The following is a 26,438-nucleotide window of genomic DNA, read 5'->3' as shown; positions in this document are numbered from 1 at the left end:
GTCACGCAGCGCGCCACCGCGAGCGACGAACTACGCCACCACCTGGTTACGCCCGAACGCCTTGGCCTCGTAGAGCGCGCGGTCGGCGTGCTCGTAGAGTTCGTACAGCTGGCCCAGGGGCATGTCGTTGCCCGGGAAGATGCAGGCCAGGCCGATGGACATCGTCAGCACCTCGGCCACCTGCGAGCCCTCGTGGCGGATCGCCAGGCCCTCCAGGGCCGCGCGCACGTTCTCCGCGCACTGCCGCGCCTCCGCTTCCGGCGTGCCATAGAGCAGCACCGCGAACTCCTCGCCCCCCAGGCGCACCGCCATGTCCAGCGGCCGTCGCGCGGCATCTTCCAGCACCCCCGCCACCCGCTGCAGGGCGTGGTCGCCGCCCTGGTGGCCGTAGAGGTCGTTGTAGGCCTTGAAGTGGTCGACATCGCAGAGCATCAGCGCCAGCGGCAGCCCCTCGCGCTGGGCCTGGCGCCAGACGCGCTCCAACTGGCGGTTGAAGCTGCGCCGGTTATGCAGCCCGGTGAGGCTGTCGTGCTCGGCCAGCACCCGCATCAGCCGGCTGACGAGGAAGTGCTCCCGCGACTTGAACTCCAGCAGGTAGCAGCCCACCGCCCCCACCAGGTTGCCGAACACTAGGAACAGCAGGTTGTTGACCAGGCGCGGCCAGGGCAACCCGGCCCAGAGCTCCAGCGCCACGTAGGCCACCAGGATCAGCAGTGACACCAGCAGCGCTTCACCCAGGCGCAGGCCCACCACGAAATAGGCCGCCATGCACACCAGCAGCAGGCCTTCATAGGGGAATGACGGGTCGACCCGATGGGCGATGGCCACCACCGCCGCCGCCCCCACGCCCAGGGCGCTGACGCACACCAGGCTCAGGGGCACCAGCAGATGAACATGGCGCCGCTGCAGGATCAGCAAGCCGCAGACCACCAGCAGCACCAGCACCCCCAGGCGCACGGCAAGCATCCACCAGCGTTCGGCGCTGGCGATCAGGTGGAAATCGAGAAAGGCGAAGGCCAGCCAGATGGGCAGCCCGAGCAGCAGCGCGATGCGCTTGAGGTCGAAGGTCTGCTCGAGGAAGTAGTTGCGGTATTCCTGTTCCAGCGGTCGGACGAAACGCAGTTGCCGGAAGCCCAGGGCGAGCTGGTCGGCATAGGGATTCGGGCGCACTTCGTCCAGCCAGGCGTTGAGTGTCGACACTGCCACCTCTTCTTATTTGAGCCGGGACCTACTGCCGCGCCCGGCCTTGCAGCGTCAGGACAGGAGTACATCGCCGCCTACCTCACGTAGACGAAGCGCCCTCACGGCCCTGCCCCTCACGGCACCGGCGGCGACCTCACATCGCCGGCCGGAAGCCTTGTTGCACATTAGTAGCAGGCGGAATCGGCCACAAGAGGCCGGAGGGGTCACGAGGGGCCGTGCCCCTCCACTCAGGATTCGAATTCCGCCTGCAGCGCGGCACGCACGCAATGCAGCACGCCTTCCGGCACCTTGCCGCCGAGCATCTCGGCAACCTGAGTGACGCTGGGCAACTCGCCCTCGCCATCGAGGAAGGCGTCCTGCACCTCGCCGAGCATCGCTTCGGGCAGGTCCAGGGCCTGTTCCAGGCTCAGTTGCTGCTCGCTGATGGCCTCGGCCAGCAGGCTGTAGACGTTCTTCTCGGTGCAATCGAGCTGGCGGGCGATCTGCGCCGGGGTCATGCCGGCGCGGGCCAGGCTCACCAGTTCGTGGCGCAGGTCGGCCACCGCGCGCGGGGCTGGCGCAGCTTCGGCGCCACCGTTGAGCACATCGAGGAAGGCCTCGCCGTAGCGCTCCAGCTTGCGCGCGCCCACGCCACTGACCCGCGCCATCTCCGCCAGGGTGCTCGGCTGGCTGCGCAGCATTTCCAGCAAGGTGGCGTCGGGGAAGATCACATAGGGCGGCACGCTGTGCTCTTCGGCCAGCTTGCGACGCAGGGCGCGCAGGGCTTCCCACTGCTCGCGCTCCTCGCCTCGCACCAGTTGGCTGGCGGCGCTGGCGGCGGGCTTCGGCGCCTTGGTGGAAATGTCCCGGCGCAGTTGCAGGCTCACCTCGCCACGCAGCAGCGGGCGGCAGGCATCGGTCAGGCGCAGGCCGCCGAAACCGTCGAGGTCGACATCGGCCAGGCCACGGGCGACCAGTTGGCGGAACAGCGTGCGCCACTCCCCTTCGGACAGCGCCTTGCCCATACCAAAAACAGACAGGTGTTGGTGGCCCGAAGCGCGGACCTTCTCGTTGTCGCGACCCAGCAGCAGGTCGACCAGGTGACCGACGCCGTAGCGCTGGCCGCTGCGGTAGATGGCCGACAGCGCCTGGCGCGCGGGCTCGGTGGCGTCCCAGGTCTGCACGCCGTCGACGCAGATGTCGCAATGGCCGCAGGGCTGGGGCAGCTCTTCGTCGAAGTAGGCCAGCAGCGCCTGGCGACGGCAGCGGATTTCCTCGCATAGGGCCAGCATGGCGTCGAGCTTGTGCTGCTCGATGCGCTTGTGGCGTTCGTCGCCCTCGGAGTTGTTGAGCATCTGCTTGAGCAGCAGCACGTCCTGCAGCCCGTAGGCCATCCAGGCATCGGCGGGCAGGCCATCACGGCCGGCGCGGCCGGTCTCCTGGTAATAGGCTTCCAGGGATTTGGGCAGGTCGAGGTGGGCGACGAAGCGCACGTTGGGCTTGTCGATGCCCATGCCGAAGGCGATGGTCGCCACCATGATCAGCCCTTCCTCGTTGAGGAAGCGCTTCTGGTGGTAGGCGCGCAGGTCGCTGGGCAGGCCCGCGTGGTACGGCAGCGCCGGGTAGCCCTGCTCGGAAAGGAAGGCGGCGACCTCATCGACCTTCTTGCGCGACAGGCAATAGACGATGCCGGCGTCGCCACGGCGCTCGGTGAGGAAGCCCAGCAGCTGCTTGCGCGGGTTGTCCTTGGCGACGATGCGATAAAAGATGTTCGGCCGGTCGAAGCTCGACAGGAAGCGCTCGGCATCCTGCAGGTGCAGGCGCTGGACGATCTCCTCGCGGGTGCGCATGTCCGCCGTGGCGGTCAGGGCGATGCGCGGCACATTGGGGAACAGCTCGGCGAGCTGGCCCAGCTGCAGGTACTCGGGGCGGAAGTCATGGCCCCACTGGGAAACGCAGTGGGCTTCGTCGATGGCGAACAGGGCGATGTCCAGGCGCTCGAGGAAGGCCAGCATGCGCGGCTGCACCAGGCGCTCGGGGGCCAGGTAGAGCATCTTGATCTCGCCACGGCGGATGCGGTCGGCAATGTCGCGCTGCTCGTCGTTGCTCAGGGTCGAGTTCAGCGCCACGGCGGCCACGCCGAGCTCGTCGAGGGTGGCGACCTGGTCCTCCATCAGCGCGATCAGCGGCGAAACCACCACCGCCAGGCCGTCGCGCAGCAGCGCCGGCACCTGGAAGCACAGCGACTTGCCGCCGCCGGTGGGCATCAGCACCAGCACGTCGCCGCCTTTGGCCACGCGGTCGATGATCGCCGCCTGGTGGCCACGGAAGGCGTCATAGCCGAATACGTCTTTGAGGATGCGCTGGGCGTGGTCGAGCATGCGGGTCTCCGAATGAAGCCGGGCATTATACGTCAGCAAACGCCCGGGGAAGCCTTCGCCCATCGGGAGCGCTTTTGCCGCGGGCTTCGCACTCGACTAGAATCCACCCTCGTTTAATCCTCTTAGGTAGTCCCACGATGTCCTTCGCTGAGCAATTGTCCCGCCTGCAAGCCTTCCTCGATGCCGATGACCTGCACGAAGAAGCCTTGGACTACGTGGCCGCCCATGGCTACCTGACCGCACTGTCCATCTGCCCGGACCCGGTTCCGGAGCGTGAGTGGATCGACGCCCTGTTCGCCGAGCCGCCGCATTACCGCAGCGACGCCGAGCGTGAGGAGATCGAAGCCACCCTGCTGCTGCTCAAGGCCCACATCGCCCGCCAGCTGGCCAGCGACGAAGACCCGGAGATGCCCTGCGACCTCGACCTGGGCGATGACCCGGACGACTCCGACCTGCGCGGCTGGTGCATCGGCTTCATGGAAGGCGTGTTCCTGCGCGAGGCCGTGTGGTTCGAGGAATCCGAAGAGGAAGTCAGCGAGCTGCTGCTGCCGATCATGGTCGGCTCCGGCCTGTTCGACGAGCAGCCCGAGTTCGCCGACATCGCCGCCGACCGCAACCTGGTCGACGAGATGATCGAGCAGATCCCCGAGCTGCTGACCGCCCTGTTCCTGCTCTGCAACGCCCCCGAAGAGAAACCCGCACTGCTCAAGCCGCGCAGCCACTGAGCAGGTCGCGCTGATGGCGCACGGTGACATCCGCCAGAGCCGCAACCCGGCAGTACGCTACGTACTGCTGGTGGTCGGCTGGCTCGCCGTCGCCCTGGGTGTGATCGGCATCTTCCTGCCGGTGCTGCCGACCACGCCCTTTCTCCTCCTCGCCGCGGCCTGTTTCGTACGCAGTTCGCAGCGGTTCTACCTCTGGCTGGTCAACCACAAGCACCTCGGTCCCTGGATCAGGGACTACCTCGAAGGCAACGGCATCCCGCTCAAGGGCAAGGTCTACGCCATCGGCCTGATGTGGGTCAGCATCGCCTTCTCCTGCTACCTCGTGCCCCTGCCCTGGGCGCGCGGCTTCATGCTCACCAGCGCCGTGCTGGTCACCGTCTACATCCTGCGCCAGAAGACCCTGGACCGCGGCTGAAGCCCGCCCCGAAACATCGCCCAAGCCCACCGGCAAAAAGCCCGACCACCACCTAGACTGCACTGATCCAAGGGCGGAGACCCTGATGATGCGGCTAGGGCGGCGTGCGAAAGCGAAGCAAGGACGGCCACGGACGACGTGGCTGGCCCTGCTCGCCTGCCTGCTGGTCTCGGCGGTCGCCGCCAACTGGGATTTCGGCCTGATCCTGCAAAACGCGCAGAAGCGCTACGGCAGCCTCGGCACCGCCAAGGAACGCATCGAAGCCTGGAGCGTGCTGATCGACGGCAGCGGCGCATTGCCGGAGAAAGACAAGCTCGCCGCCGTCAATCGCTTCTTCAATCGCCAGCTGCGCTTCGTCGACGACCAGCGCAACTGGGGCCAGAACGACTACTGGGCCACCCCCGTCGAAGCCCTGGTCAAGGGCGCCGGCGACTGTGAGGACTACTCCATCGCCAAGTACTTCACCCTGCGCCGGCTCGGCATCCCGTCCGAGAAGCTGCGCATCACCTACGTCAAGGCGCTCAACTACAACCAGGCGCACATGGTGCTCACCTACTACGCCAGCCCCAGCTCAGACCCGCTGGTGCTGGACAACCTGATCGGCGAAATAAGGCCGGCCTCGCAACGCAAGGACCTGCTGCCCGTGTACGCCTTCAACGCCGAAGGCCTGTACACCGCCGGCAAGCGCAGTGGTGACAGCAAGAAGCTTTCGCGCTGGCAGGACATCCTGCAAAAGATGCGCGCCGAAGGCTTCGCCATTGGAGAGGGATAGACGATGTCGTTACTCAAGCAGCTGTTTCTGGCGATCTGCCTGTTCCTGGTGGTGGCCTTCACCGGCAGCTTCCTCGCCGGGGTGGAAAGCTCCCGGGAACAGCTACGCAGCCAGTTGCGCTCCCACGCCCAGGACGCCGCCACCGCCCTCGCCCTGTCCATGACGCCCCACGTGGACGACCCGGCGATGATCGAGCTGATGGTCAGCTCGATCTTCGACAGCGGCTACTTCGCGCGCATCCGCGTGGTCAACATCGCCGATGAACAGGTCATCGTCGAACGCCAGGCCGACCCGACCTCGGAAAAGGTCCCCGCCTGGTTCGTGAAGCTGGTCGACCTGCGCGCCCAGGGCGGCGACGCCCTGATCATGCGCGGCTGGGAACAGGCCGCGCGGGTCGAGGTGCTCAGCCACCCGCAATTCGCCCTGGCCAAACTGTGGGACAGCGCCATCGGCAGCCTGCTCTGGCTGCTGCTCTGCGGGCTGGTCAGCGCCGTGCTCGGCGGCTTCCTCCTGCGCACCCAGCTGCGCCCGCTGGACAACATGGTGCAGCAGGCCCAGGCCATCAGCCGCCGCGAATTCCTCACCCTGCCCAAGGTGCCGCGCACCCCCGAGCTCAAGCGCGTGGTGCTGGCCATGAACCAGATGGTCGACAAGCTCAAGACCCTTTTCGCCGAAGAAGCCGCGCGCAGCGAGAAGCTGCGCGAAGAGGCCTACCAGGACAGCCTCACCGGCCTGGCCAACCGCCGTCAGTTCGACATCCGCCTGGGCAACCAGCTGGCCGTGGCCGAGCAGAACGCCGCCGGCTACCTGGTGCTGCTGCGGGTCAACGACCTCGGCGGCCTCAACCAGCGCCTCGGCGGCCAGCGCACCGACGCCCTGATCGGCGAGATCGGCGAACTGCTGAAGAAAGTCCTGGAAGACCGCGGCAACCCCGACTGGCTGGCCGCCCGCAGCCGGGGCGGTGAATTCACCCTGCTCGCCCCCGGCCTGGTCAACGACGACGCCGACCTCCTCGCCCAAAGCCTCAGCGACGCCCTGGAAAGCCTGCGCAGCACCGGCGCCAGCGACTGCACCCCGGTGGCCCACCTGGGCATCGCCGCCTTCCGCCCCGGCGAGGACGCCGCCAGCGTCATCGGTCGCGCCGACCAGGCCCTGGCCCAGGCGCAAAGCAACCCGACACACCCCTGGGAACGCCTCGACGACTACCAGGCCGCGCCCAATCAGGGCCTGCACAGCTGGCGCGCGTGGATCGACGAAGCCCTTCAGCAAGGCAAGCTGCAGCTCTACTTCCAGCCCGTGGCCGACTGCGCCGATACCGGCAAGCTGTTGCACCGCAAGGTCCTCGCGCGCCTGCTCGACCCGCAGGGCGAAGCCGTGGCCGCCGGCCGCTTCCTGCCCTGGATCGAACGCCTGGGCTGGGCCGCGCGCTTCGACCTGGCGATGCTCGAACACACCCTCACCCACCTGGAGCAGCACCCCGAGCCGCTGGCCCTGAGCCTCTCCGCCGCCACCCTGCGCGAGCCTGCCAGCCAGGAACGCCTGCTCGCCATGCTCCGCGCCCACCCGCAGCACGCCGACCTGATGACCCTGGAGGTGGACGAGCGCTTCCTGCCGCCCCCCGCCGCTCTGGAGCAGCTCAGCCAGGCGGTACGCGAAGCCGGCTTCCACCTCGGCCTGCAACACTTCGGCGGGCGCTTCAGCCTGATCGGCAACCTCACCCACCTGGGGCTGGCCTACCTGAAGATCGACGGCACCTACATCCGCGCCATCGACCAGGAGAACGACAAGCGCATGTTCATCGAAGCGATGTACCGCGCCACCAACAGCATCGACCTGCCATTGATCGCCGAGATGGTGGAAACACCCGGCGAGCTGGCCGTGCTCGGCGAGCTGGGCATCCAGGGCGCCATGGGCCGCCTCATCGGGCCCCCCGCCCCCTGGAGCGAAACCCAGGCCTGATGAAGGTTGGCCGGCGGCGCACCCGTGGGAGCGGTTTCAACCGCGAAAGCCCAGGCACCCGGCCCAGCCCTTTTCGCGAATGAATTCGCTCCCACAACCCGTAGGGTGGGCTTCAGCCCACCAAGCCGTCCGCAAAAGAAAAGGCTATGCCTGCGTTAGCTGTTGCGGCGTTAAAGCAAGCGCTTAAGCACAGTGGTTTCCGGGCACCAAAGAATTTCTGTCACCTCCACCGCATGGGTTTCGCTTCGCTCTACCCATCCTACGAAAGTCCGTGCGCACCACGTGGTTGATGCGTTGGGCGAAGACAGTTGGAGCAGCCGCCAAACGCCCCTTCCCAGGAGGCCGAGCGAATCGTCGTGGAAGGGGTTGAGCGACATGGATGTCGCGAGAGCCGCGATGGGCCAGGGATGGCCCTTCGCGGCGTGCCCCTGGAACGATGATGGAGCGAGGGAAGTCTGGCTTCAGCCAGACCCGTATGGAGGGGCAAGCCCTTTTGGTTACTTTTCTGGCGACTGATGTATAGACCGAGGACATAGCTGACAGGTGTACGGGGACATGGTTGACACTTTCCGGCGAGCTGCCTTGCCGGGGATCCATACCATGCCTTGGAATACGAGAGACGCCATGAGCTTGAAAGAGGAATTCATTGCGTTGGCCTTACAGCCTGACAGCAACAGGCGAGAACTGTGCCGACGCTTCGGTATCAGCCCGCAAACGGCTTACAAGTGGCTTAAGCGATACGAACAGAGCGGGAGAGATGGCCTGCACGAGAAATCCCGCCGGCCGCTCAATAGCCCCAAGCGGACCCCTCCCGCGCTGGAAACGGAGGTGGTTGCGTTGCGTCAGGCGCATCCTGCGTGGGGCGGACGCAAGATCAGCCATGTCCTTAACTGCGGTATTGCCCCCAGCACTGTGACTAACGTCCTGCACCGCCATCTGCTGATCCTGCCGCCTGAAAAGGAAGCCAAGAAGCCCTGGCAGCGCTTCGAGCACGAGGCCCCCAATGACCTCTGGCAGATGGATTTCAAGGGCTACTTTCCGACCCAGCAAGGCCAGTGTCATCCGTTGACGGTTGTGGATGACCATTCCCGCTTCAACCTGGCGATCCAGGCCTGCGCCAATGAGCGCAAGGAAACGGTTCAGGAAAAGCTGAGCGAAGTCTTCCGCCGCTATGGTTTGCCTGCCCGAATCAACACCGATAACGGCTCCCCTTGGGGCTCGCCACGTAATCCGGGTGAACTATCCGAGCTGGGTGTTTGGCTGGTCCGGCTGGGCATTCGCCTGAGCTTCAGCCGGCCTTACCATCCACAAACCAATGGCAAAAACGAGCGCTTTCATCGCGCGCTCAAAGCTGAAGTACTCAAGGGAAAGCACTTTCACGACTTGATCGAAGCCCAGGCTGCTTTCGATCAATGGAGGGAGATCTACAACCTTCAACGGCCCCACGAAGCGCTGGGCTATCAGGTTCCCATGGAGCGATACCGCACAAGCCCCTGGCCATTTCCAGAAAAACTGGAGGACTTCGAATATGCCCTGGATGACGAAGTGACAAAGGTTTATCACAGCCGATTCCGCTTTAGAAAACACTACTTCCGCATCGCCAAGGGGCTTGCTGGGCACCTGATCGCTATACGTCCCAGGCCTGAAAGCGAGGTGTTGTACGACGTGTACTTCTGCCATCAATTTCTACGAACTATCGACCTGAACAACCCTGACTACGGACCATAATGTGTCAACCATGTCCCCGCACATGTGTCCACCATGTCTCCGGTCTATACAAACGACTGGAAAAGGGACTCGCCCGGGTGGGCGAAACCAGAAATATCACCAGAGCTCGGCAATCAGCTGGACTCAAATCCTCTAGCAACACTTAACGCAGATAAAGAAAACGCCCGCATCTGCGGGCGTTCTCGTTACGGGTGGAGCCGGTTAATCGTCACGGTTGGTGTCGTTGTCGCTGTCATGGTCACTGCCACCGAACTGGGCGTCACGGTAACCATCGTTGTCCAGATCATGGTCACTGCCGCCGAACTGCGCATCGCGATAACCATCGTTGTCCTGGTCATGGTCGCTGCCACCGAACTCGGCATCGCGATAGCCGTCGTTGTCCAGGTCATGGTCACTGCCGCCGAACTGGGCATCGCGGTAGCCGTCGTTGTCCAGGTCGTGGTCGCTGCCACCGAACTGGGCATCACGATAGCCATCGTTATCCAGGTCGTAGTCCACCGCATGGGCCGTCACCGCCCCAAGCGCCACCACAGTCAAAAGCACGCCCAACACTCGTCTGGTGAAGACACCCGCTTTTGTCGCCATCTCGCGTATCGCTCCTGAAGAGGACATGACGGCCGCAACCCGGGTCACCCTCGGTGAACCGAGGAGCCGTCGCGCAATAGAACGCAACGGCAGGCGCCGGTTCTGTCGCCTCCGGGGCATTATCTTTTGCCATTCATTTCAGGAGGAAAACCCGTGGGAGCGGTTTCAACCGCGATGAGCCCAGGCACGCATCCAAGCCCTTTTGCGCATGGGCACCGCCCCACGGCGACCGTGGCTCAATACGGCAAACGCCCCTCGTCCTGCACCAGGCTGCCGAGCCCCTCCACCTGGGCGCGGGCCTGGGCGCGGTGCTGGAGCTTGGTGCGCGCGGCCTCGGGCAGGTCGGTGTAGCGCATCACGCCACGGTCGACGAGGACACTGACAAGGTCCTCGATCACCCGCACCAGCTCCAGGTCGGAATGCTGCAGCGACATCAGGTGCTCGTGCAGCGAACGGCTGGCCAGCCAGCTCTGCACCTCCGGATCTGCGGCCGGCATGCTGTGGGTCATGTGCTCGAAAGGCTCCGACTCGACCCGCAGCACCCGGCCCCGCTCATCTCGCTGTACGTACACCATGGACTGCTCTCCCCAATCCGCATAAAAAAGGCCCGCCACCCGGAGAGGTGGCGGGCCGCTTCGTTTACAGAGCTTAGACGTCAACCTTCAACGTGCCATCGCCCAGCATGCCGGAGATCACACCGCCAGCATCCGCCACCCCGTAGGAGGTTTGCAGGTTGATGCCGTCCAGCACGATGGTCGGCCCCGTGGCCCCGGCACCGGCGCCATTGGAGTCCACCGTGATGGTGGTGCTGGCCCCGAAGCTGAAGGTCAGGTACTGGCTCAGGCTGCCCAGGTTGGCATGTTCGCCGGAGAGCAGCTGGGACAGGTCCAGCGAATCCACACCCTTGGTGAAGTCGGTGATATGGGTCAGCCCCGTCTCGCCCGCCTGCCACTTGAAGGTGTCGGCCCCGTCGCCGCCACTGAGGATGTCGTTGCCACCGTTGCCGATCAGGGTGTCGTTGCCCGCCAACCCGCTCAGCGTGTTGTCACCGGAGTTGCCGGTGAGCACATCGCCGAAGTTGGAGCCGATCAGGTTCTCGATCCCCGACAGGGTGTCGGTGCCCGCACCGCCGGTGTTCTGCGCTGCTGCGGAAGCCAGGCTCACCGTTACCCCGGAGGTGGCGTCGATGTAGCTGGCGGTGTCGATCCCGCCGCCGCCGTTGAGGGCATCGTTGCCGGCGCCCCCCACCAGCAGGTCGTTGCCGTTACCACCGTTGAGGGTGTCATCACCCACGCCACCGATCAGCACATCGTTGCCACTGCCACCGGCCAGCGTGTTCCCGAGAGCACTGTTGTCGATGACGATCTGGTCGCTGCTGTCACCCGAACTGCCAAGGGTGCCGCTGTTGTCGCGGTCGACATCGACCGTGGTCGAGCCACTGACGGCGCCCTGCTCATCCTTGGTGGTGTAGGTGAACGACCCGCCCACCGAGCCGCTGTCGGTGAAGCTGGTGGTGCCCGCCAGCCCGCTGCCGCTGTGGGAGACCGAACCACCGCTGGCACCGCCGACGCTGTTCAGCGAAAGGACATTGCTGTCTGCATCGCTGTCGTTCCACAGCAGCGCCCAGTCCGGCACCACCACCGAGGCGTTGTAGGCCACCACGTGGTCGGCGTTGGCGACCGGTGCATCGTTCACGGCATTGAGGTGCACGTAGGCGATGGCCGAGGCGCTGTCGACGCCGCCGTTGGCGGTGCCGTCGCCATCCTTGACGGTGAAGCTCAGGGTACGGTCCAGGGTGGACGGGTTGTCGGAGGTGTTGGCGTAGGCGATCTGCTGGATCAGCGCCTGGACCACGGCGAGGGTCGCCAGGTTGTTGGTGAAGCTGATCGTCAGGCTGCTGCCGTTGGTGCCGCCGGCGATGGTGCCGATGTTGGTGGAGCCGAGGCGCAGGTTGCTGCCGCTCACGTTGAGCTGGCCGCTACCGGTGCCCTGGTTGACCACCGACAGCTGGTCGGCTGCCGTGCCGTTGGCGGTGAAGGCCACCACCAGCGAGCCACCGTTGAAGTTCGGCGAGTCGACATCGCTCAGCGTGACGCTGCTGTCGATGATCTTCACGCCGGCGTTCTCGGTGTAGTTCAGCGTACCGCCCATGCCACCCAGCACCGGCGCATCGTTCACCGCGGTGACGTTGAAGGTGATGGTGTTGGGGTTCGGGTCGAGGTTGACCCCGCCGTTGGCCGTGCCGCCGTCGTCCTGCACCTGGAAGGTGAACTTGGCGTAGCCGGTGCCGCTGGCATTCGCCGCCGGGGTGAAGACCAGCTTGCCGGCGTTGATATCAGCCACCGAGACGGTGGTCCCGGCACTGATGGCGCTGCCGTTCAGGGTGAGCTGACCGGCGGTGGGCAGGGTGGTGATCTTCACGGCAGCCAGGCTGTCGCCCTCGGCATCGGAGAAGCCGAAGCTGCTCGCACTGAGCACGTGGCTGGCATCTTCCAGCAGGCTGAGGGTCGCGTCCGCACCGGCCGGTGGGCTGTTGGCGTCGGTCACGTTGACCGTCAGGGTCGCGGTGTCGGTGGTGCCATCGGAATCCACCAGGCTGTAGCCAAACTGCTCGGTGAGGTTGCTGGTGAGCCCGTCGGGCGCCACGTAGCTCCACGCACCGGTGGCGAAGTTGAAGGTCAGCTTGCCGTGTTCCGGCGTCTCGATACCGGTCAGCACACTGCCGGAAATCGGCGAGCCGCTGCTCGGGGTGATGGTCGAGGTGCCGTTCCAGGTGTAGGTGACGCTGCCGATGGTGACCGACTTGATGTAGCCGGCCCCGTCAACGCCGTAGCTGTCGTCGTCCGCGGTACCGCTGACGCCATCGCTGCCCCAGAGCACGTTGCCGGAGACATCGCCACCGACCACCTGGCCGAGCAGCGCGTCCACCAGCTGGCCGAAGCCGGCCACGTTGAGCGGCGAACCCTGGCCGTCGAGGTCGACGTCCTGCAGGCGGGCATTGTTGATGCCGTCGCCGATGCCCACGGTGGTGACGTTGATGCCATTGCTGTCGACGAAGGTGTTCCAGGCCGTCGAGGTGGCATCCGTCAGCGAGTTGCCACCGGTACCGGTCTGCTCGTTGGGGTTGCCGTCGCTGATGAACACGACCTGGTTGCTCCAGCCCGAGATCGGGGTGTAGGCACTCATGGTCTGCTGGATACCTGCGGTGAAGTCGGTGTTGCCGTCGAACGGACGGACCCCACCGGCATTCGGGTTGAGGCTGTCGATCAGCGAGCTGAAGGCCTCGACGCTGGTGACCGGCACATAAGAGGTGGCGGTCGAGGAGAACGCCACGATCTGCAGCTGCACATGCCCCGAGGTGCCGTCGAACAGCTCGGCGCCCGCCTGCTTAACCGCCGTCAGCATCTGGTTCAGCTCGGTGTTGTCGATGCTGCCGCTGAAGTCGAGGACGAAGACCACATTGAAGTCCTGGCCATGGCCTTCGACCACGTTGGCGACATCGTTCTTGGCATCCGGCCCGTTGTCCACCGCCACCACCTTGATGGTGGTCTGCGCGGTGTTGGAGTCGGTCGCACCGTCGTTGACCACCACCGTCACGTTGCGCGGCGTGGTGCTCGGGTTGGTGCTGGTGCTGGAGTAGCGGATGGTCTCGATCGCCGTCTCGTAGGCCGCCTTGGTGGCGACACCGGTGAGGGTGACGGTGATCTTGCCGGCGACGCTGGTGTCCACCACGCCGGTGATGCCGCTCGGCAGGCCGGTGGCGGTCAGCACGTCCCCTGCCTGGGCGTTGGTCAGCACGACCTTGGCCGAGGCGATGGTGCTGTTGTCGATATCGGTCACCAGGGTGTCGATATCGGCGATGGCCACCGCGGCAGAGCCTTCGGTGTAGGTGGTCTGGTAACCCGTACCCACCACACCGGCACTGTCGTTGCCGTCCAGATCAAGCAGCGGCGCGTCGTTCACCGCCGTGACGTTGATGGTCACCGTGGCCGTGTTGCTATAGAGGCTGCCGTCGCTCACCTGGTACTGGAAGGTGGCATAGGGCGCGCCGTTCTCGTTGCCGTCCGGCACGAACACCAGCTTGCCGGCGTTGATGTCGGCGATGCTGATCACCTGGTTCAGGGTCACCGCCACGCCGTTGAGCTTGAGCACGCCGTCGGTAGCCAGCTGGGTCACCTTGATGTCGGTGAAGGCGCCGGAGTCGACGTCGCTGTCGTTCAGCGGCCCGGTGCCATCGGTACCGAACAGCCCGGTGCTGGTGATGGTCACCGCGTTGTCTTCGGTGGTGGTGAAGGTGTCGTTGACCGCCACCGGCGCATCGTTCACCGCCGAGACATTGATGGTGACGGTCGCCGTGTTGCTGTAGAGGCTGCCGTCGCTCACCTGGTACTGGAAGGTCGCGTAGGGCGAGCCGTTCTCGTTGCTGTCCGGCACGAACACCAGCTTGTTGGCGTTAATGTCAGCGGCGCTGATCACCTGGCCGAGGGTCACGGCCACGCCGTTCAACTGCAGTACGCCGTTGCTGGCCAGCTGGGTCACCTTGATGTTGGCGAAGCTGCTGGAGTCCACGTCGCTGTCGTTGTCCGGCCCGGTGCCATCGGCGCCGAACAGCCCGGCGGCGGTGATGGTCACCGAGGTGTCCTCGGTGGTGCTGAAGGTATCGTTGACCGCCACCGGCGCATCGTTCACCGGGTTGACGGTGATGGTCACGGTGGCCGTGTTGCTATAGAGGCTGCCGTCGCTCACCTGGTACTGGAAGGTGGCATAGGGCGAGCCGTTCTCGTTGCCATCGGGCACGAACACCAGCTTGCCGGCGTTGATATCGGCGAGGGTGATCACCTGGTTCAAAGTCACGGCCACGCCGTTGAGCTTGAGCACACCGTCGGTGGCCAGCTGGGTCACCTTGATGTTGTCGAAGGCACCCGAATCGACATCACTGTCGTTGTTCGGCCCGGTGCCATCGGCGCCGAACAGCCCGTTGGCGGTGATGGTGACGGCCGTGTCCTCGTTGGTGCTGAAGCTGTCGTCGACCGCCACCGGCGCATCGTTGACCGCCGCGACGTTGATGGTCACCGTGGCCACGTTGCTGTAGGTGCTGCCGTCGCTGACCTGGTACTTGAAGGTCGCATAGGGCGCGCCGTTCTCGTTGCCGTCCGGCACGAACACCAGCTTGCCGGCGTTGATGTCGGCGATGCTGATCACCTGGTTCAGGGTCACCGCGGCGCCGTTGAACTGCAGCACGCCGTTGCTCGCCAGCTGGGTCACCTTGATGGTGGTGAAGGCGCTGGAGTCCGCGTCGTGGTCGTTCAGCGGCCCGGTGCCATCGGCGCCGAACAGGCCTGCGCTGGTGATGGTCACCGAGGTGTCTTCGTTGGTGCTGAAGGTGTCGTTGACCGCCACCGGCGCGTCGTTCGCGGCGGTGATGTTGATGGTCAGTGTGGCACTGGACGGGTCACCGTCGGAGTCGACGATGGTGTAGCCGATCTGCTCGGCGGTATTGCCGGTCAACCCGCTCGGCGCGGTGTAGCTCCAGGCGCCGGTGGCGAAGTTGAAGGCCAGCTTGCCACCCAGGTCGGTGGTGATGTTCAACTGGGCGGTGGCATTGCTGCCGTTCCAGGTATACACGTCGCCATCGACGGTCAGGGACTTGATACCGCCCTTGCCGTCGGCGCCGAAGCCGTCGTCGTCGGCGGTGCCGGCGACGCCATCGCTGCCATTGAGCACGTTGCCGGAAACCATGCCGGTGCTGACCTGGTCGAGCAGGGTGTCCACAAGGTCGGAGAAGTCCCCGATCAGGATGGGCGAGCCGCTGCCGTCGAGATCGACGTCCTGCAGGTTGTCGTTGTCGATGCCGTCACCGATACCGATGGTGGTGACGTTGATGCCGTTGTCGTTGATGAACTGCTGCCAGTCGGTGGCCGTCTGGTTGAGCAGCGCATTGCCGCTCTGGGTCTGCTCGTTGGGGTTGCCGTCGCTGATGAACACGACCTGGTTGTTCCAGCCCGGAAGCGGGTTGAAGGCATCCATGGTCTTCTCGATGGCCGCAGTGAAGTCGGTGTTGCCGTCATAGGGGCGCACGCCACCGGGCTCGTTCGGGTCGAGGGAGTTGATCAGGCTTTCGAAGGCCGCATAGCTGGTCACCGGCGCGTAGGACTTGGCGTCTCCCGAGAAGGCCACCACCTGCATCTGCACATCACCGGTGTTACCGGTGAACAGCGCCTGGGCAGCAGCCTTCACGGCATCGAGCATCTGCCCGAGTTCGGACTTGCTGATGCTGCCGCTGAAGTCCAGCACGAACACCATGTTGATGTCCGGCGCCACGCTTTCGCCCACGGTCGCCACGTCGTTCTTCGCCACCGGGGTGTCGTCGTCGACATTGATGTTCAGGGTGCCGTTGGCGCTGTCACCGTCCTTGTCGGTGACCTTGTAGGTGAGCTGGAAGGCCTGGTTGTTCTCGTTGTCGCCATCGGCGTGGTGGATCGGCGCGTTCTGCACCACCGAGTAGGCACCGGTCTGGCTATTGGTCAGGGTCACCGTCAGTACGGTGGTGGTGCCCTGCTTGATCACCAGGTTGTTGCCCGAGGTCTCGTAGGTGAAGCCTGCCGGTGCGCCGGTGTTGACCCAGCTGATGCTGCCCGCACCGTCGTTGCCATAGCTATGGCTGAGGGTGCCGGTGGCATTCTGCGAGTCGGCGTCGTCGCCGGTACCGCCGGGGATGCCGTTGGGCCGTGCGTCGTCGTCCAGCTGCACCGTCTGGTTGGTGCCGGTGGCCGGGGCGTCGTCCTTGAAGCTGATGACCTTGCCGATGTCCAGGTTGCCGGTGGCCGTATCGCCGTCCTTATCGGTGGCGGTGGCACTCAGGCTGATATGGCCCGAGCCAAGGAACTTGGCCTCGTCCGGATCAGAGGTCGGGTGGACGATGGAGCGGAGCTGGTCAAGGGTGACCTTGCCGTCCGCACCCACGGTGAGGGTGAACACCAGGTCGTTGCCGGTGGCGGTACGCCCTTCGACCACGCCTGCGCCGTTGACGCTGAGCACCACGTTCTGCCCGCTGGCGGTATCCACCAGGCCGGAGTTGGCGTCCTGCACGGTCAGTTTGTAGGCCAGGCTCTGCAGGCCGTCGGCACCCGGTTGCACGTTGAACAGGCCGCTGAAATCAGCGGTGGCGTTCAGCGCCAGGTTCGACTCGTCCACCTGCAACTGCTGGGTGGCGCCCCAGGTCACGCTGGTGCTGACGTCGTTGTAGTCGTAGTCGGACGAGTTGGTCTGGTCCTCCCAGTTCTGGTTGCCGGCGCTGCCGGTGTCCTGCAGGTGCGAGCCGCCGGGGTTCAGCGTGGCGTCGCTGAACAGCACGTTGGCACCGTCGGCGCCGGTCAGCGGGGTGCTGCCGATGAAGGCCTGCCACTTGCCGCCCACCAGCTGGAAGGTGATTTCCGCACCGTTGGCCAGCCCGGCGTTGGCGCCGCCGTTGGGGATGATGAAGAAGCCGGTGTGCGCCGGGTCCAGGCCACTGATGTCGGAGGTGTCGCCAGCGGTCTGGCTGTGCACGTTGGCCCAGATCACCTTGCCGCTGACCGGGGTGCCGTCGTCGCCCTTGATGTAGTAGCCATAGCTGTTGCTGTAGCCGGCCGAGCTGCCAACGAAGGTCACCGAGGAGTTGAGGTCCAGGGCGCCGACCTGGATGGTCGGGGTGTCGTCGTTGATGGTCACGGCCAGGCTGCCGGTGGCCGAGTCATCGTCCTTGTCGGTGACCTTGTAGCCGACGTTGAGGGTGATGTTGTCCTCGGTGCCGTTCACCGTGTGCATCAGCGGTTTCAGCAGGTTGACGGTGTAGGCGCCACTGGCCAGGTCGGTCAGCACCACGGTCATCAGGGCGCCGCGGGCGCTGCTGATGGTCAGGGTGTTGGTCGAGGCGTTCCAGGTGGAGGTCACGCTCTCGCTGCCCAGGCTGGTGGGCCCGGTCAGTTCGATGGACTTCAGCCCGTCGGCGCCGGCGCTGTAGTTCAGCGTGCCGCTGGTGCTGGTGCTGGCGCCGGCCACATCGCCGGGCCCGCCGTTGATGCCGCCGGACAGGCCTTCGTCGTCCAGCACGTTCGGAGCGGTGCTGTTGCCGGCGGTGGGCGCGTCGTCACGGAAGCTGATGGCATTGCCCAGGTTGAGGGTGGCGCTGCTGGCGTCACCGTCCTTGTCGGTGATGGTCGCGGTCAGTTTCACCAGGTCGGCGGCGGAGAGGCCGGTAGGCTGATCCGGGCCGCTGTTGGGGGTGTGCAGCACGGCCAGTTTCTGGTCGAGGGTGACCTTGCCGTCGGCGTCCACCGTGACCCTGAAGGCGACGGCACCGGTGTCACTGCCGACACGGCCGACCACGGCATTGCCTTCCAGGTACAGCTTGATGTCGCTGCCAGTGGCGGAGTCTTTCAGGCCGCTGTCGGCGCCTGCGGCCTTGACGTCCAGGGCGTAGGTGGTAGTACCGGCACCGTCGGCGCCGTAGTTGCGGGTGAAGGAACCGCTGAAGTCACGGGTGGCATCGGTGCCGAGAACGGTTTCGTCCACCTGCAGGCTGCCGGCTTCGACCTGGCCGGCGCTGATGGTCGGAGCGTCGTCCTTGAAGCTGATGGCATTGCCGAGGTTGAGGCTGGCGCTGTTGGCGTCACCGTCCTTGTCGGTGATGGTCGCCACCAGTTTCACCAGATCCGCAGCGGAGAGGCCGGTGGCCTGGTCCGGCCCGGTGTTGGGCGAGTGGACGATGGCACGCACCTGGTCGAGGGTGACGTTACCGGAAGCATCCACCGTGACCTTGAAGGCGATGGCGCCGGTGGAGGTGCCGACACGGCCCACCACTTCACCCCCTTCCAGGTACAGCTTGATGTCGCTGCCGCTGGCGGTGTCTTTCAAGCCGCTGTCGGCACCCTGGGATTTCACTTCCAGCGTGTAGCCGATGTTGCCGGCACCGTCGGCGCCATAGCTGCTGGTGAAGGCGCCACTGAAGTTGGTGGTGGCGTTGAGTGCCAGGTTGGTCTCGTCCACCTGCAGGCTGCCCAGCTGGGCCTGGCCGGCATTGATGCTCGGGGCATCGTCCTTGAAGCTGATGGCATTGCCGAGGTTGAGGGTGGCGCTGTTGGCGTCACCGTCCTTGTCGGTGATGGTCGCCACCAGTTTCACCAGGTCCGCGGCGGAGAGGCTGCTTTCCTGATCGGGGCCGGTGTTCGGCGAATGGACGATGGCGCGCACCTGATCGAGGGTGACCTTGCCGCTGGCATCCACCGTGACCTTGAAGGCGACGGCACCGGTGTCGCTGCCGACACGGCCCACCACTTCACCGCCTTCGAGGTACAGCTTGATGTCGCTGCCGGTGGCGGTGTCCTTCAGGCCGCTGTCGACGCCCTGGGATTTCACATCCAGGGCATAGGTGGTGGTGCCGGCGCCATCAGCGCCGTAGCTCTTGATGAAGGCGGAGCTGAAGTCCGTGGTGCTGTTGCTGCCGAGGAAGGTTTCATCCACCTGCAGGCTGTCAGCCGGAATTTCGGCCGCACGGATGCTGGGCGCGTCATCCTTGAAGCTGATGGCGTTGCCCAGGTTGAGGCTGGCGCTGCTGGCGTCACCGTCCTTGTCGGTGATGGTCGCCACCAGTTTCACCAGGTCGGCCGCAGACAGGCCGGTGGCCTGGTCCGGCCCGGTATTGGGCGAGTGCACGATGGCACGCACCTGGTCGAGGGTGACATTGCCCGAAGCATCCACCGTGACCTTGAAGGCGACGGCGCCGGTGTCGCTGCCGACACGGCCCACCACTTCGCCGCCCTCCAGGTACAGCTTGATGTCGCTGCCGGTGGCGGTGTCTTTCAAGCCGCTGTCAGCTCCCTGGGCTTTCACCTCCAGCGTGTAGCCGATGCTGCCGGCACCGTCGGCACCGTAGCTGCTGGTGAAGGCGCCACTGAAGTTGGTGGTGGCATTGAGCGCCAGGTTGGTTTCGTCCACCTGCAGGCTGGCCGTCTGGGCCTGGCCGGCGTTGATGGTCGGGGCGTCGTCCTTGAAGCTGATGGCATTGCCGAGGTTGAGGCTGGCGCTGTTGGCGTCACCGTCCTTGTCGGTGATGGTGGCCACCAGTTTCACCAGGTCGGCCGCAGAGAGGCCGGTGGCCTGGTCCGGCCCGGTGTTGGGCGAGTGCACGATGGCACGCACCTGGTCGAGGGTGACGTTGCCCGAGGCATCCACCGTGACCTTGAAGGCGACGGCACCGGTGTCGCTGCCGACACGGCCCACCACTTCGCCGCCCTCCAGGTACAGCTTGATATCGCTGCCGGTGGCGGTGTCTTTCAAGCCGCTGTCAGCGCCCTGGGACTTGACCTCCAACGTGTAGCCGATGCTGCCGGCACCGTCGGCGCCGTAGTTGCTGGTGAAGGCGCCACTGAAGTTGGTGGTGGCGTTGAGTGCCAGGTTGGTCTCGTCCACCTGCAGGCTGCCCAGCTGGGCCTGGCCGGCATTGATGGTCGGGGCATCGTCCTTGAAGCTGATGGCATTGCCGAGGTTGAGGGTGGCGCTGTTGGCATCACCGTCCTTGTCGGTGATGGTCGCCACCAGTTTCACCAGGTCGGCGGCGGAGAGGCTGCTTTCCTGGTCAGGGCCGGTGTTCGGCGAATGCACGATGGCGCGCACCTGATCGAGGGTGACCTTGCCGCTGGCATCCACCGTGACCTTGAAGGCGACGGCACCGGTGTCGCTGCCGACACGGCCCACCACTTCACCGCCTTCGAGGTACAGCTTGATGTCGCTGCCGGTAGCGGTGTCCTTCAGGCCGCTGTCGACGCCCTGGGATTTCACATCCAGGGCATAGGTGGTGGTGCCGGCGCCATCGGCGCCGTAGCTCTTGATGAAGGCGGAGCTGAAGTCCGTGGTGCTGTTGCTGCCGAGGAAGGTTTCATCCACCTGCAGGCTATCCGCCGGAATTTCGGCCGCACGGATGCTGGGTGCGTCATCCTTGAAGCTGATGGCATTGCCCAGGTTCACCGTGGCGCTGTCGGTATCGCCGTCCTTGTCGGTAATGGTCGCCGTCAGTTTCACCAGATCAGCCGCAGACAGACCGGTGGCCTGGTCCGGGCCGGTGTTGGGCGAATGGACGATGGCCAGTTTCTGATCGAGGGTGACCTTGCCATCGGCGTCCACCGTGACCTTGAAGGAGATGGCGCCGCTTTGGTCGCCGACGCGGCCGACCACCTCACCGTTCTCCAGGTACAGCTTGATGTCGCTGCCGCTGGCCGTGTCCTTCAGTCCGGTATCGGCACCCGGTGCGCTGATGGTCAACGCATAGGTGATGGTGCCGGCGCCATCGTTGCCGAAGGCGTGGGTGAACGAGCCGCTGAAGTCACGGGTGGCATCGGTGCCGAGGACGGTTTCATCCACCTGCAGGCTGCCGCTGGCGACCTGGCCCGGGTCGATGTTCGGGCCGTCGTCCTTGAAGCTGATGGCGTTGCCCAGGTTGAGGGTGGCATTGCTGGAGTCACCGTCCTTGTCGGTGATGGTCGCCACCAGTTTCACCAGGTCGGCGGCGGAGAGGCCGGTGGCCTCGTCCGGGTCGCTGGTGGGGTGGACGATGGCCAGTTTCTGGTCGAGGGTGACCTTGCCGTCGGCGTCCACCGTGACGGTGAAGGAAATCGCCCCGGCCGGGCCGCCCACGCGGCCGACCACTTGCCCGCCCTCCAGGTACAGCTTGATGTCACTGCCGCTGGCGGTGTCCTTCAGGCCGCTGTCGGCACCCGTGGCACTGATGGCCAGCGTGTAGCTGATGCTGCCGGCACCGTCGGCGCCGTAGCTGGAGGTGAAGGCGGTGCTGTAGTCGACGGTCTTGTCCACCAGCAGGTTGGTTTCATCCACCTGCAGCTCGCCGCTGGCGATCTCGCCGGCGCTGATGCTCGGGGCATCGTCGCGGAAGCTGATGACCTTGCCGATGTCCAGGCCGCCGCTGGCGGTGTCGCCGTCGCCGTCGGTCACCGTCAGGTTGAGCTTGACGTGGCCGGAGCCGAGGAAGGCCGCTTCGTCCGGGTCGGAGGTCGGGTGCTCGATGGCACGCAGCTGCTCGAGGGTGACCTTGCCGTCCGCGCCCACGGTCAGGGTGAAGACCACTTCGCCGCTGGCGTCGCCGACGCGGCCCACGACCTGGCCGTTCTCCAGGAACAGCACCACGTCATCGCCGGTCTCGGTGTCCACCAGCCCGGAGGCCGGGTTGGTGACTTCCAGCCCGTAGTCCAGGCTGCCCAGGCCATCGGCACCGGGCTGCACGTTGAACAGGCCGCTGAAATCAGCGCTGGCGGTGGCCGTGGCACCCAGCCCGAGGTTGGTCTCATCCACCTGCAGTTGCAGGGTCGAGCCCCAGGTGACGCTGGTGCTGACGTCGTTGTAGTCGTAATCGGAGGTGGCGGTCTTGTCTTCCCAGTTCTGGTTGCCGGCGTTGCCGGTGTCCTGCAGGTGCGAGCCGCCGGGGTTGAGGGTGGCGTCGCTGAACAGCACGTTGGCACCGTCGGCGCCGGTCAGCGGGGTGCTGCCGATGAAAGCCTGCCACTTGCCGCCCACCAACTGGAAGGTGATGTCGGCGCCGTTGGCCAGGCCGCCATTGGCCCCGCCGTCGGGGATGATGAAGAAGCCGGTGCTGGCCGGGTCCAGGTTGCCCAGGTCGAAAGTGTCGCCGTTGCCCTGGTCATGGACGTTGGCCCAGATCACCTTGCCGCTGAGCGGGGTGCCGTCGTCGCCCTTGATGTAGTAGCCATAGCTGTTGCTGTAGCCGGCATCGGTGCCGACGAAGGTCACCGAGGAGTTCAGGTCCAGAGCGCCCACCTGCAAGGTCGGGGTGTCGTCGTTGATGGTCACCGCCAGGGAACCGTCGGCGGTGTCGCCATCGCCGTCGGTGACCTTGTAGCCGACGTTGAGGGTGATGTTGTCCTCGGTGCCGCTCACCGTGTGCATCAGCGGTTTCAGCAGATTGACGGTATAGGCGCCGGTGGCCAGGTCGGTCAGCACCACGGTCATCAGGTCGCCACGGGCGCTGCTGATGGTCAGGGTGTTGGTCGAGGCGTTCCAGGTTGAGGTCACGCTCTCGCTGCCCAGGCTGGTGGGCCCGGTGAGCTCGATGGATTTCAGGCCATCGGCGCCGGCGTCGTAGCCGAGGCTGCCGCTGGTGCTGGTGTGGGCGTCCGCGACATCGCCGGGGCCGCCGTTGATGCCGCCGTTCAGGCCTTCGTCGTCCAGCACGCTGGTGGCGGTCACCTGGGTGGCGGTGGGGCCGTCGTCCTCGAAGCGCACGGCGCCACCGATGCCGACGGAGTCCGTCGACACGTCGCCATCGCCGTCGGTGACGGTGACCACGGCGCGGATCTTGCCGGAGAGGTTCAGGGCGTCGTCATGGCTGGCGGTATCCGGGTGCTGCAGCGGAATGTACTGGGCGACGCTGATGCTGCCGTCCTGGCCGATGGCCACGGCGAACGCGGCCTGGCCGTTGTAGGTGCCGCCGTCCACGCGGCCGACGATCAGCCCGTTCTCCACGGTGAGCACGATGGACGAGCCGTCCAGGGTGGTGAGGCCCGAGTCGGCGTCCTGCACTTCCAGGCTGAGCACGGTGGTCGCGCCCTCCTGGTCTTCACCGGTGCTGCTGCCGGAGGCGTCCACCACCGGGCCGTTGCTGGTGGCATAGCCGGCCGCCAGCGCGGTGCCGGCATCGGCCACGCTGCTGAACAGCGCGATCACGCTGGGGTTGTTGGTGTCGTTGTCATTGGCGTCGTTGCCCGGGGTCGGGGTGGCGGTGCCGTTCTGCAGGCCGGGGGTCTCGTCGTGGGTGACGCGTGCACCTTCGACCGCCTGGATGCTGGCGGTGGGGGCGTCGTCCTCGAAGCGGATGGCTCCGCCGATGTTGACCGTGGCCACGTCCACATCGCCATCGCCGTCGGTGACGGTGACCACGGCCCTGACCAGGCCGCCGAGGTCGACGCCCTCATCGCGGCTGCCGGTGTCCGGGTGGTTCAGCGACATGTACTGGGCAACGCTGATAGTGCCGTCCTGGCCCATGGCCACGGCGAACACCGCGGCGCCGGGGCCCTGGTCGCCACCGTCGACGCGGCCGACGATCAGGCCGTTCTCCATATAAAGGCGGATGACCTGGCCATCGGTGGTGGTGAGGCCCGAATCGGTGCCGTCGCCGCCGGTGATCTCCAGGCTCAATACGGTGGTGGCGCCTTCGTTGTCCTCGCCTGTGCTGGTGCCGGCAGTGCTGACCACGGGGCCGGCACTGGTGGCATAGCCCGACAGGTCGGTACCGACATTGCTCACGCCGGCGAACAGGGCGATCACATCCGGGTTGCTGGTGTCGTCATCCAGGGCATCGCCCTGGGGCGTCGGGGTCGCGGTGCCGTTCTGCAGCCCGGCGCTCTCGTCATGGGTGACGCGCACGCCTTCCAGCCGCTCGATCACGGCGGTGGGGCCGTCGTCCTCGAAGCGGATGGCGCCGCCGATGCCCACCTGGGCGGTGTCCACATCGCCGTCGCCGTCGGTCACGGTGACCACCGCGCGGACCTTGCCGGACAGGGTCACGGCATCATCGGCGCTGCCGGTGTCGGGGTGGTTGAGGGAGATGTACTGGGCCACGCTGACGCTGCCGTCCTGGCCGATGGCGATGGCGAAGGCCGCCGCGCCGGGGCCGGTGTCGCCACCGTCCACGCGGCCGACGATCAGGCCGTTCTCCAGGTACAGGCGAATGGTCTGGCCATCGGTGGTGGTGAGGCCGGAGTCACTGCCGTTGCCGTCGACGATGGAGAGGCTGAGCACGGTGGTGGCGCCTTCGTTGTCCTCACCCGTGCTGCTGCCGGAGATATCCACCACCGCGCCATTGCTGGTGGCGTAACCGGTGCTGGACAGGTCGGTGCCGGTATTGCTGACGCCGCTGAACAGGCTGACCACCGATGGGGCATTGGTGTCGTTGTCGTTGGCGTCGCCGCCGGGGGTGGGCGTGACGGTGCCGTTCTGCAGGCCGGCGCTTTCGTCATGGCTGACGCGCCCGCCTTCGTTGGTCTGGATGCTGGCGGTGGGGCCGTCATCGACGAAGCGGATCAGTTGGCCGATGTCGGCACTGGCCACGGCCTTGTCGCCGTCGCCGTCGGTGACGGTCAGCACCGCGCGGATCAGGCCGCTGAGGTCGATGCTGTCATTGGCATCGCTGCCGTCGGGGTGATGCAGGGACTGGTACTGGGCAACGCTGATGACGCCGGTATCCGGGTCGATGGAAATGGCGAACGCGGCATTGCCGTCGGCGTCGCGGCCGACCACCAGGCCACCTTCCACACTCAGGGTGATGGGGCTGCCGCTGGTGGTGGTGAGACCGGCGGCCTGAGCTTGCGGGCCCTCCTGGCCTTCGCCGCCCTCGCCTTCGATCAGGGCCAGGGAATAGACGGCGGTGGCGCCGCCTTCGTCGGCGCCGAAGTCATAGTTGGCAATCACCGCCGGGGCGGTGCCCTGGGCGTAGGCGCGCATATCCGACGAAGGGTTGGCAACGCCATCGAACACCGCCAGCGGGCCGGCGACGTCATGGCTGCCCGGTTGCAGGCCGGCGCTCTCGTCGATGATCACATCGCCGCCTTCGCGGGAGAATTCCAGGCCGGCACTGGGGCCGTCGTCGTTGATGGCGATGGTCAGCGGCACGGTGGGCGATACATCGCCGTCGAGGTCGAATACGCGCACGCTGAAGTTATCGAACAGCTGGTCCTCGGCCCCGGTGGCATTGGGGTTGCTGTGATCCAGGCTGTTGTCGGTGAGGGTGTAGGTCCAGTTGCCGGCGGCATCGAACACCAGCACGCCATAGGTGCCCTGCACGGTGCCCCCACCGGCGACATTGATCCAGTTGCCGGCGGCGTCCAGTACTTCGATGCGGCCGATGCCGTCGGGGGAATTGATGATCAGGGTGCCCGAGGTCCTCTCGGCGTTGCTGCCGGGGTTGCTGCCCGGGTTGCCGCCACCGCTCTCGCCGCCATCCAGTGCTTCTTCGTCCACCACACCGGGGCCGGTGACGACGCTGCCTTCTTCATCGAGGAAGACCACGGTCAGTTCGGGGCTGAAGTCGGTGGGCGCGAGAATCTCGGCCTCGGGGAACAGCGGGCCGGCCGTGATTGGGCCGGTGGGGAAGCCGATGGTCGGGTCGAGCGCACCGGCGGTTTCCGACAGCAGCACGAAGGAGTGGCCACCGCCAACCCCCCCTGCACCGCCTGCACCACCGGCACCGGGGCCTGCTGCGGTCGCTTCACCGGTCTGGGTCGGGTCGGCGCCGGCCTCGATCGCGGCCTGCAGTTGCTGCACGTCGGTCAGGTCCTGCTGGCTCGGCGGCTGCGGCTGCTGCGCGTCAGCGGTGGGGTCGACCGGGGCATCGCCGTTGCCGGTAGCCAGCAACTGGGTACTCAGGTTCATGCTGCTGTCGCGTCCCAGGGTCAGCTCGCCGCCATTGGCCAGCGCCACCGAAATCGCACCTTCAGCACCGGTGAGCAATTGCTCGCCGGCGAACAGCCTGTCGCCTTCTACCAGGGGCCGGCGCGTTCCGTCGCCTGCTACCGCGAACACCTCGCCTACTACCCGACTGACGACACCGATTACCGTAGCCATGAATCCTTCCTCCACCACGCTGCCGACCACTGCCGACACCTATCGCAATAGGGCCAAGACCGTTC

At 65.9% G+C, this 26,438-nt stretch carries 10 protein-coding genes; 5 read left to right on the top strand and 5 right to left on the bottom strand.

The window, feature by feature from the left end; all coding sequences use genetic code 11:
- Positions 1 to 30 precede the first annotated feature (30 nt).
- Both PSm6_RS18345 and recQ read right to left on the bottom strand, forming a co-directional pair.
- Positions 31 to 1,200: a GGDEF domain-containing protein gene (locus PSm6_RS18345; RefSeq protein WP_021221135.1), complete on the bottom strand. Its 1,170-nt coding sequence runs from the start codon at positions 1,198 to 1,200 to the stop codon at positions 31 to 33.
- 230 nt (positions 1,201 to 1,430) lie between these two features.
- Complete coding sequence (gene recQ / locus PSm6_RS18340; protein ID WP_265167914.1) at positions 1,431 to 3,563, bottom strand: DNA helicase RecQ; 2,133 nt, start codon at positions 3,561 to 3,563, stop codon at positions 1,431 to 1,433.
- A 137-nt stretch (positions 3,564 to 3,700) separates the two neighbouring features.
- Between recQ and PSm6_RS18335 the strand changes: the two genes are divergently transcribed.
- The 5 genes from PSm6_RS18335 to PSm6_RS18315 all read left to right on the top strand — a co-directional run bounded on the left by PSm6_RS18335 (position 3,701) and on the right by PSm6_RS18315 (position 9,162).
- Entirely contained in the window at positions 3,701 to 4,288 is a 588-nt protein-coding gene (locus PSm6_RS18335) for a UPF0149 family protein (RefSeq protein WP_184490723.1), read from the top strand.
- A 13-nt stretch (positions 4,289 to 4,301) separates the two neighbouring features.
- The gene (locus tag PSm6_RS18330; RefSeq protein WP_021221132.1) at positions 4,302 to 4,703 is read left to right on the top strand and encodes a YbaN family protein; all 402 of its coding nucleotides are present in this window, start codon (positions 4,302 to 4,304) and stop codon (positions 4,701 to 4,703) included.
- Between the two features lie 85 nt (positions 4,704 to 4,788).
- On the top strand, positions 4,789 to 5,475 hold the full coding sequence (lapG, locus tag PSm6_RS18325) for a cysteine protease LapG (RefSeq protein ID WP_021221131.1): 687 nt from the start codon (positions 4,789 to 4,791) through the stop codon (positions 5,473 to 5,475).
- Between the two features lie 3 nt (positions 5,476 to 5,478).
- Positions 5,479 to 7,434: a cyclic di-GMP receptor LapD gene (gene lapD / locus PSm6_RS18320; protein ID WP_265167913.1), complete on the top strand. Its 1,956-nt coding sequence runs from the start codon at positions 5,479 to 5,481 to the stop codon at positions 7,432 to 7,434.
- A gap of 600 nt (positions 7,435 to 8,034) precedes the next feature.
- Positions 8,035 to 9,162, top strand: a complete 1,128-nt coding sequence (locus tag PSm6_RS18315; RefSeq protein ID WP_265170506.1) for an IS481 family transposase — start codon at positions 8,035 to 8,037, stop codon at positions 9,160 to 9,162.
- A 201-nt stretch (positions 9,163 to 9,363) separates the two neighbouring features.
- On the opposite strand, the gene PSm6_RS18310 is transcribed toward PSm6_RS18315, so the two are convergent.
- The 3 genes from PSm6_RS18310 to PSm6_RS18300 form a co-directional block, all read right to left on the bottom strand.
- Positions 9,364 to 9,705, bottom strand: a complete 342-nt coding sequence (locus PSm6_RS18310) for a hydrolase (RefSeq protein ID WP_228723558.1) — start codon at positions 9,703 to 9,705, stop codon at positions 9,364 to 9,366.
- Between the two features lie 278 nt (positions 9,706 to 9,983).
- Positions 9,984 to 10,322, bottom strand: a complete 339-nt coding sequence (locus PSm6_RS18305) for a hypothetical protein (RefSeq protein ID WP_031288552.1) — start codon at positions 10,320 to 10,322, stop codon at positions 9,984 to 9,986.
- Between the two features lie 73 nt (positions 10,323 to 10,395).
- Positions 10,396 to 26,373 (bottom strand): retention module-containing protein, encoded by a 15,978-nt coding sequence (locus PSm6_RS18300; protein ID WP_265167912.1) that lies wholly within the window; start codon positions 26,371 to 26,373, stop codon positions 10,396 to 10,398.
- Positions 26,374 to 26,438 lie beyond the last annotated feature (65 nt).

The sequence above is a fragment of the Pseudomonas solani genome, from assembly GCF_026072635.1.
In the GTDB taxonomy this organism is placed as follows: domain Bacteria; phylum Pseudomonadota; class Gammaproteobacteria; order Pseudomonadales; family Pseudomonadaceae; genus Metapseudomonas; species Metapseudomonas solani.
Note: the sequence above shows the minus strand (reverse complement) of the source record. Positions and strands in the feature narration are given on the sequence as shown.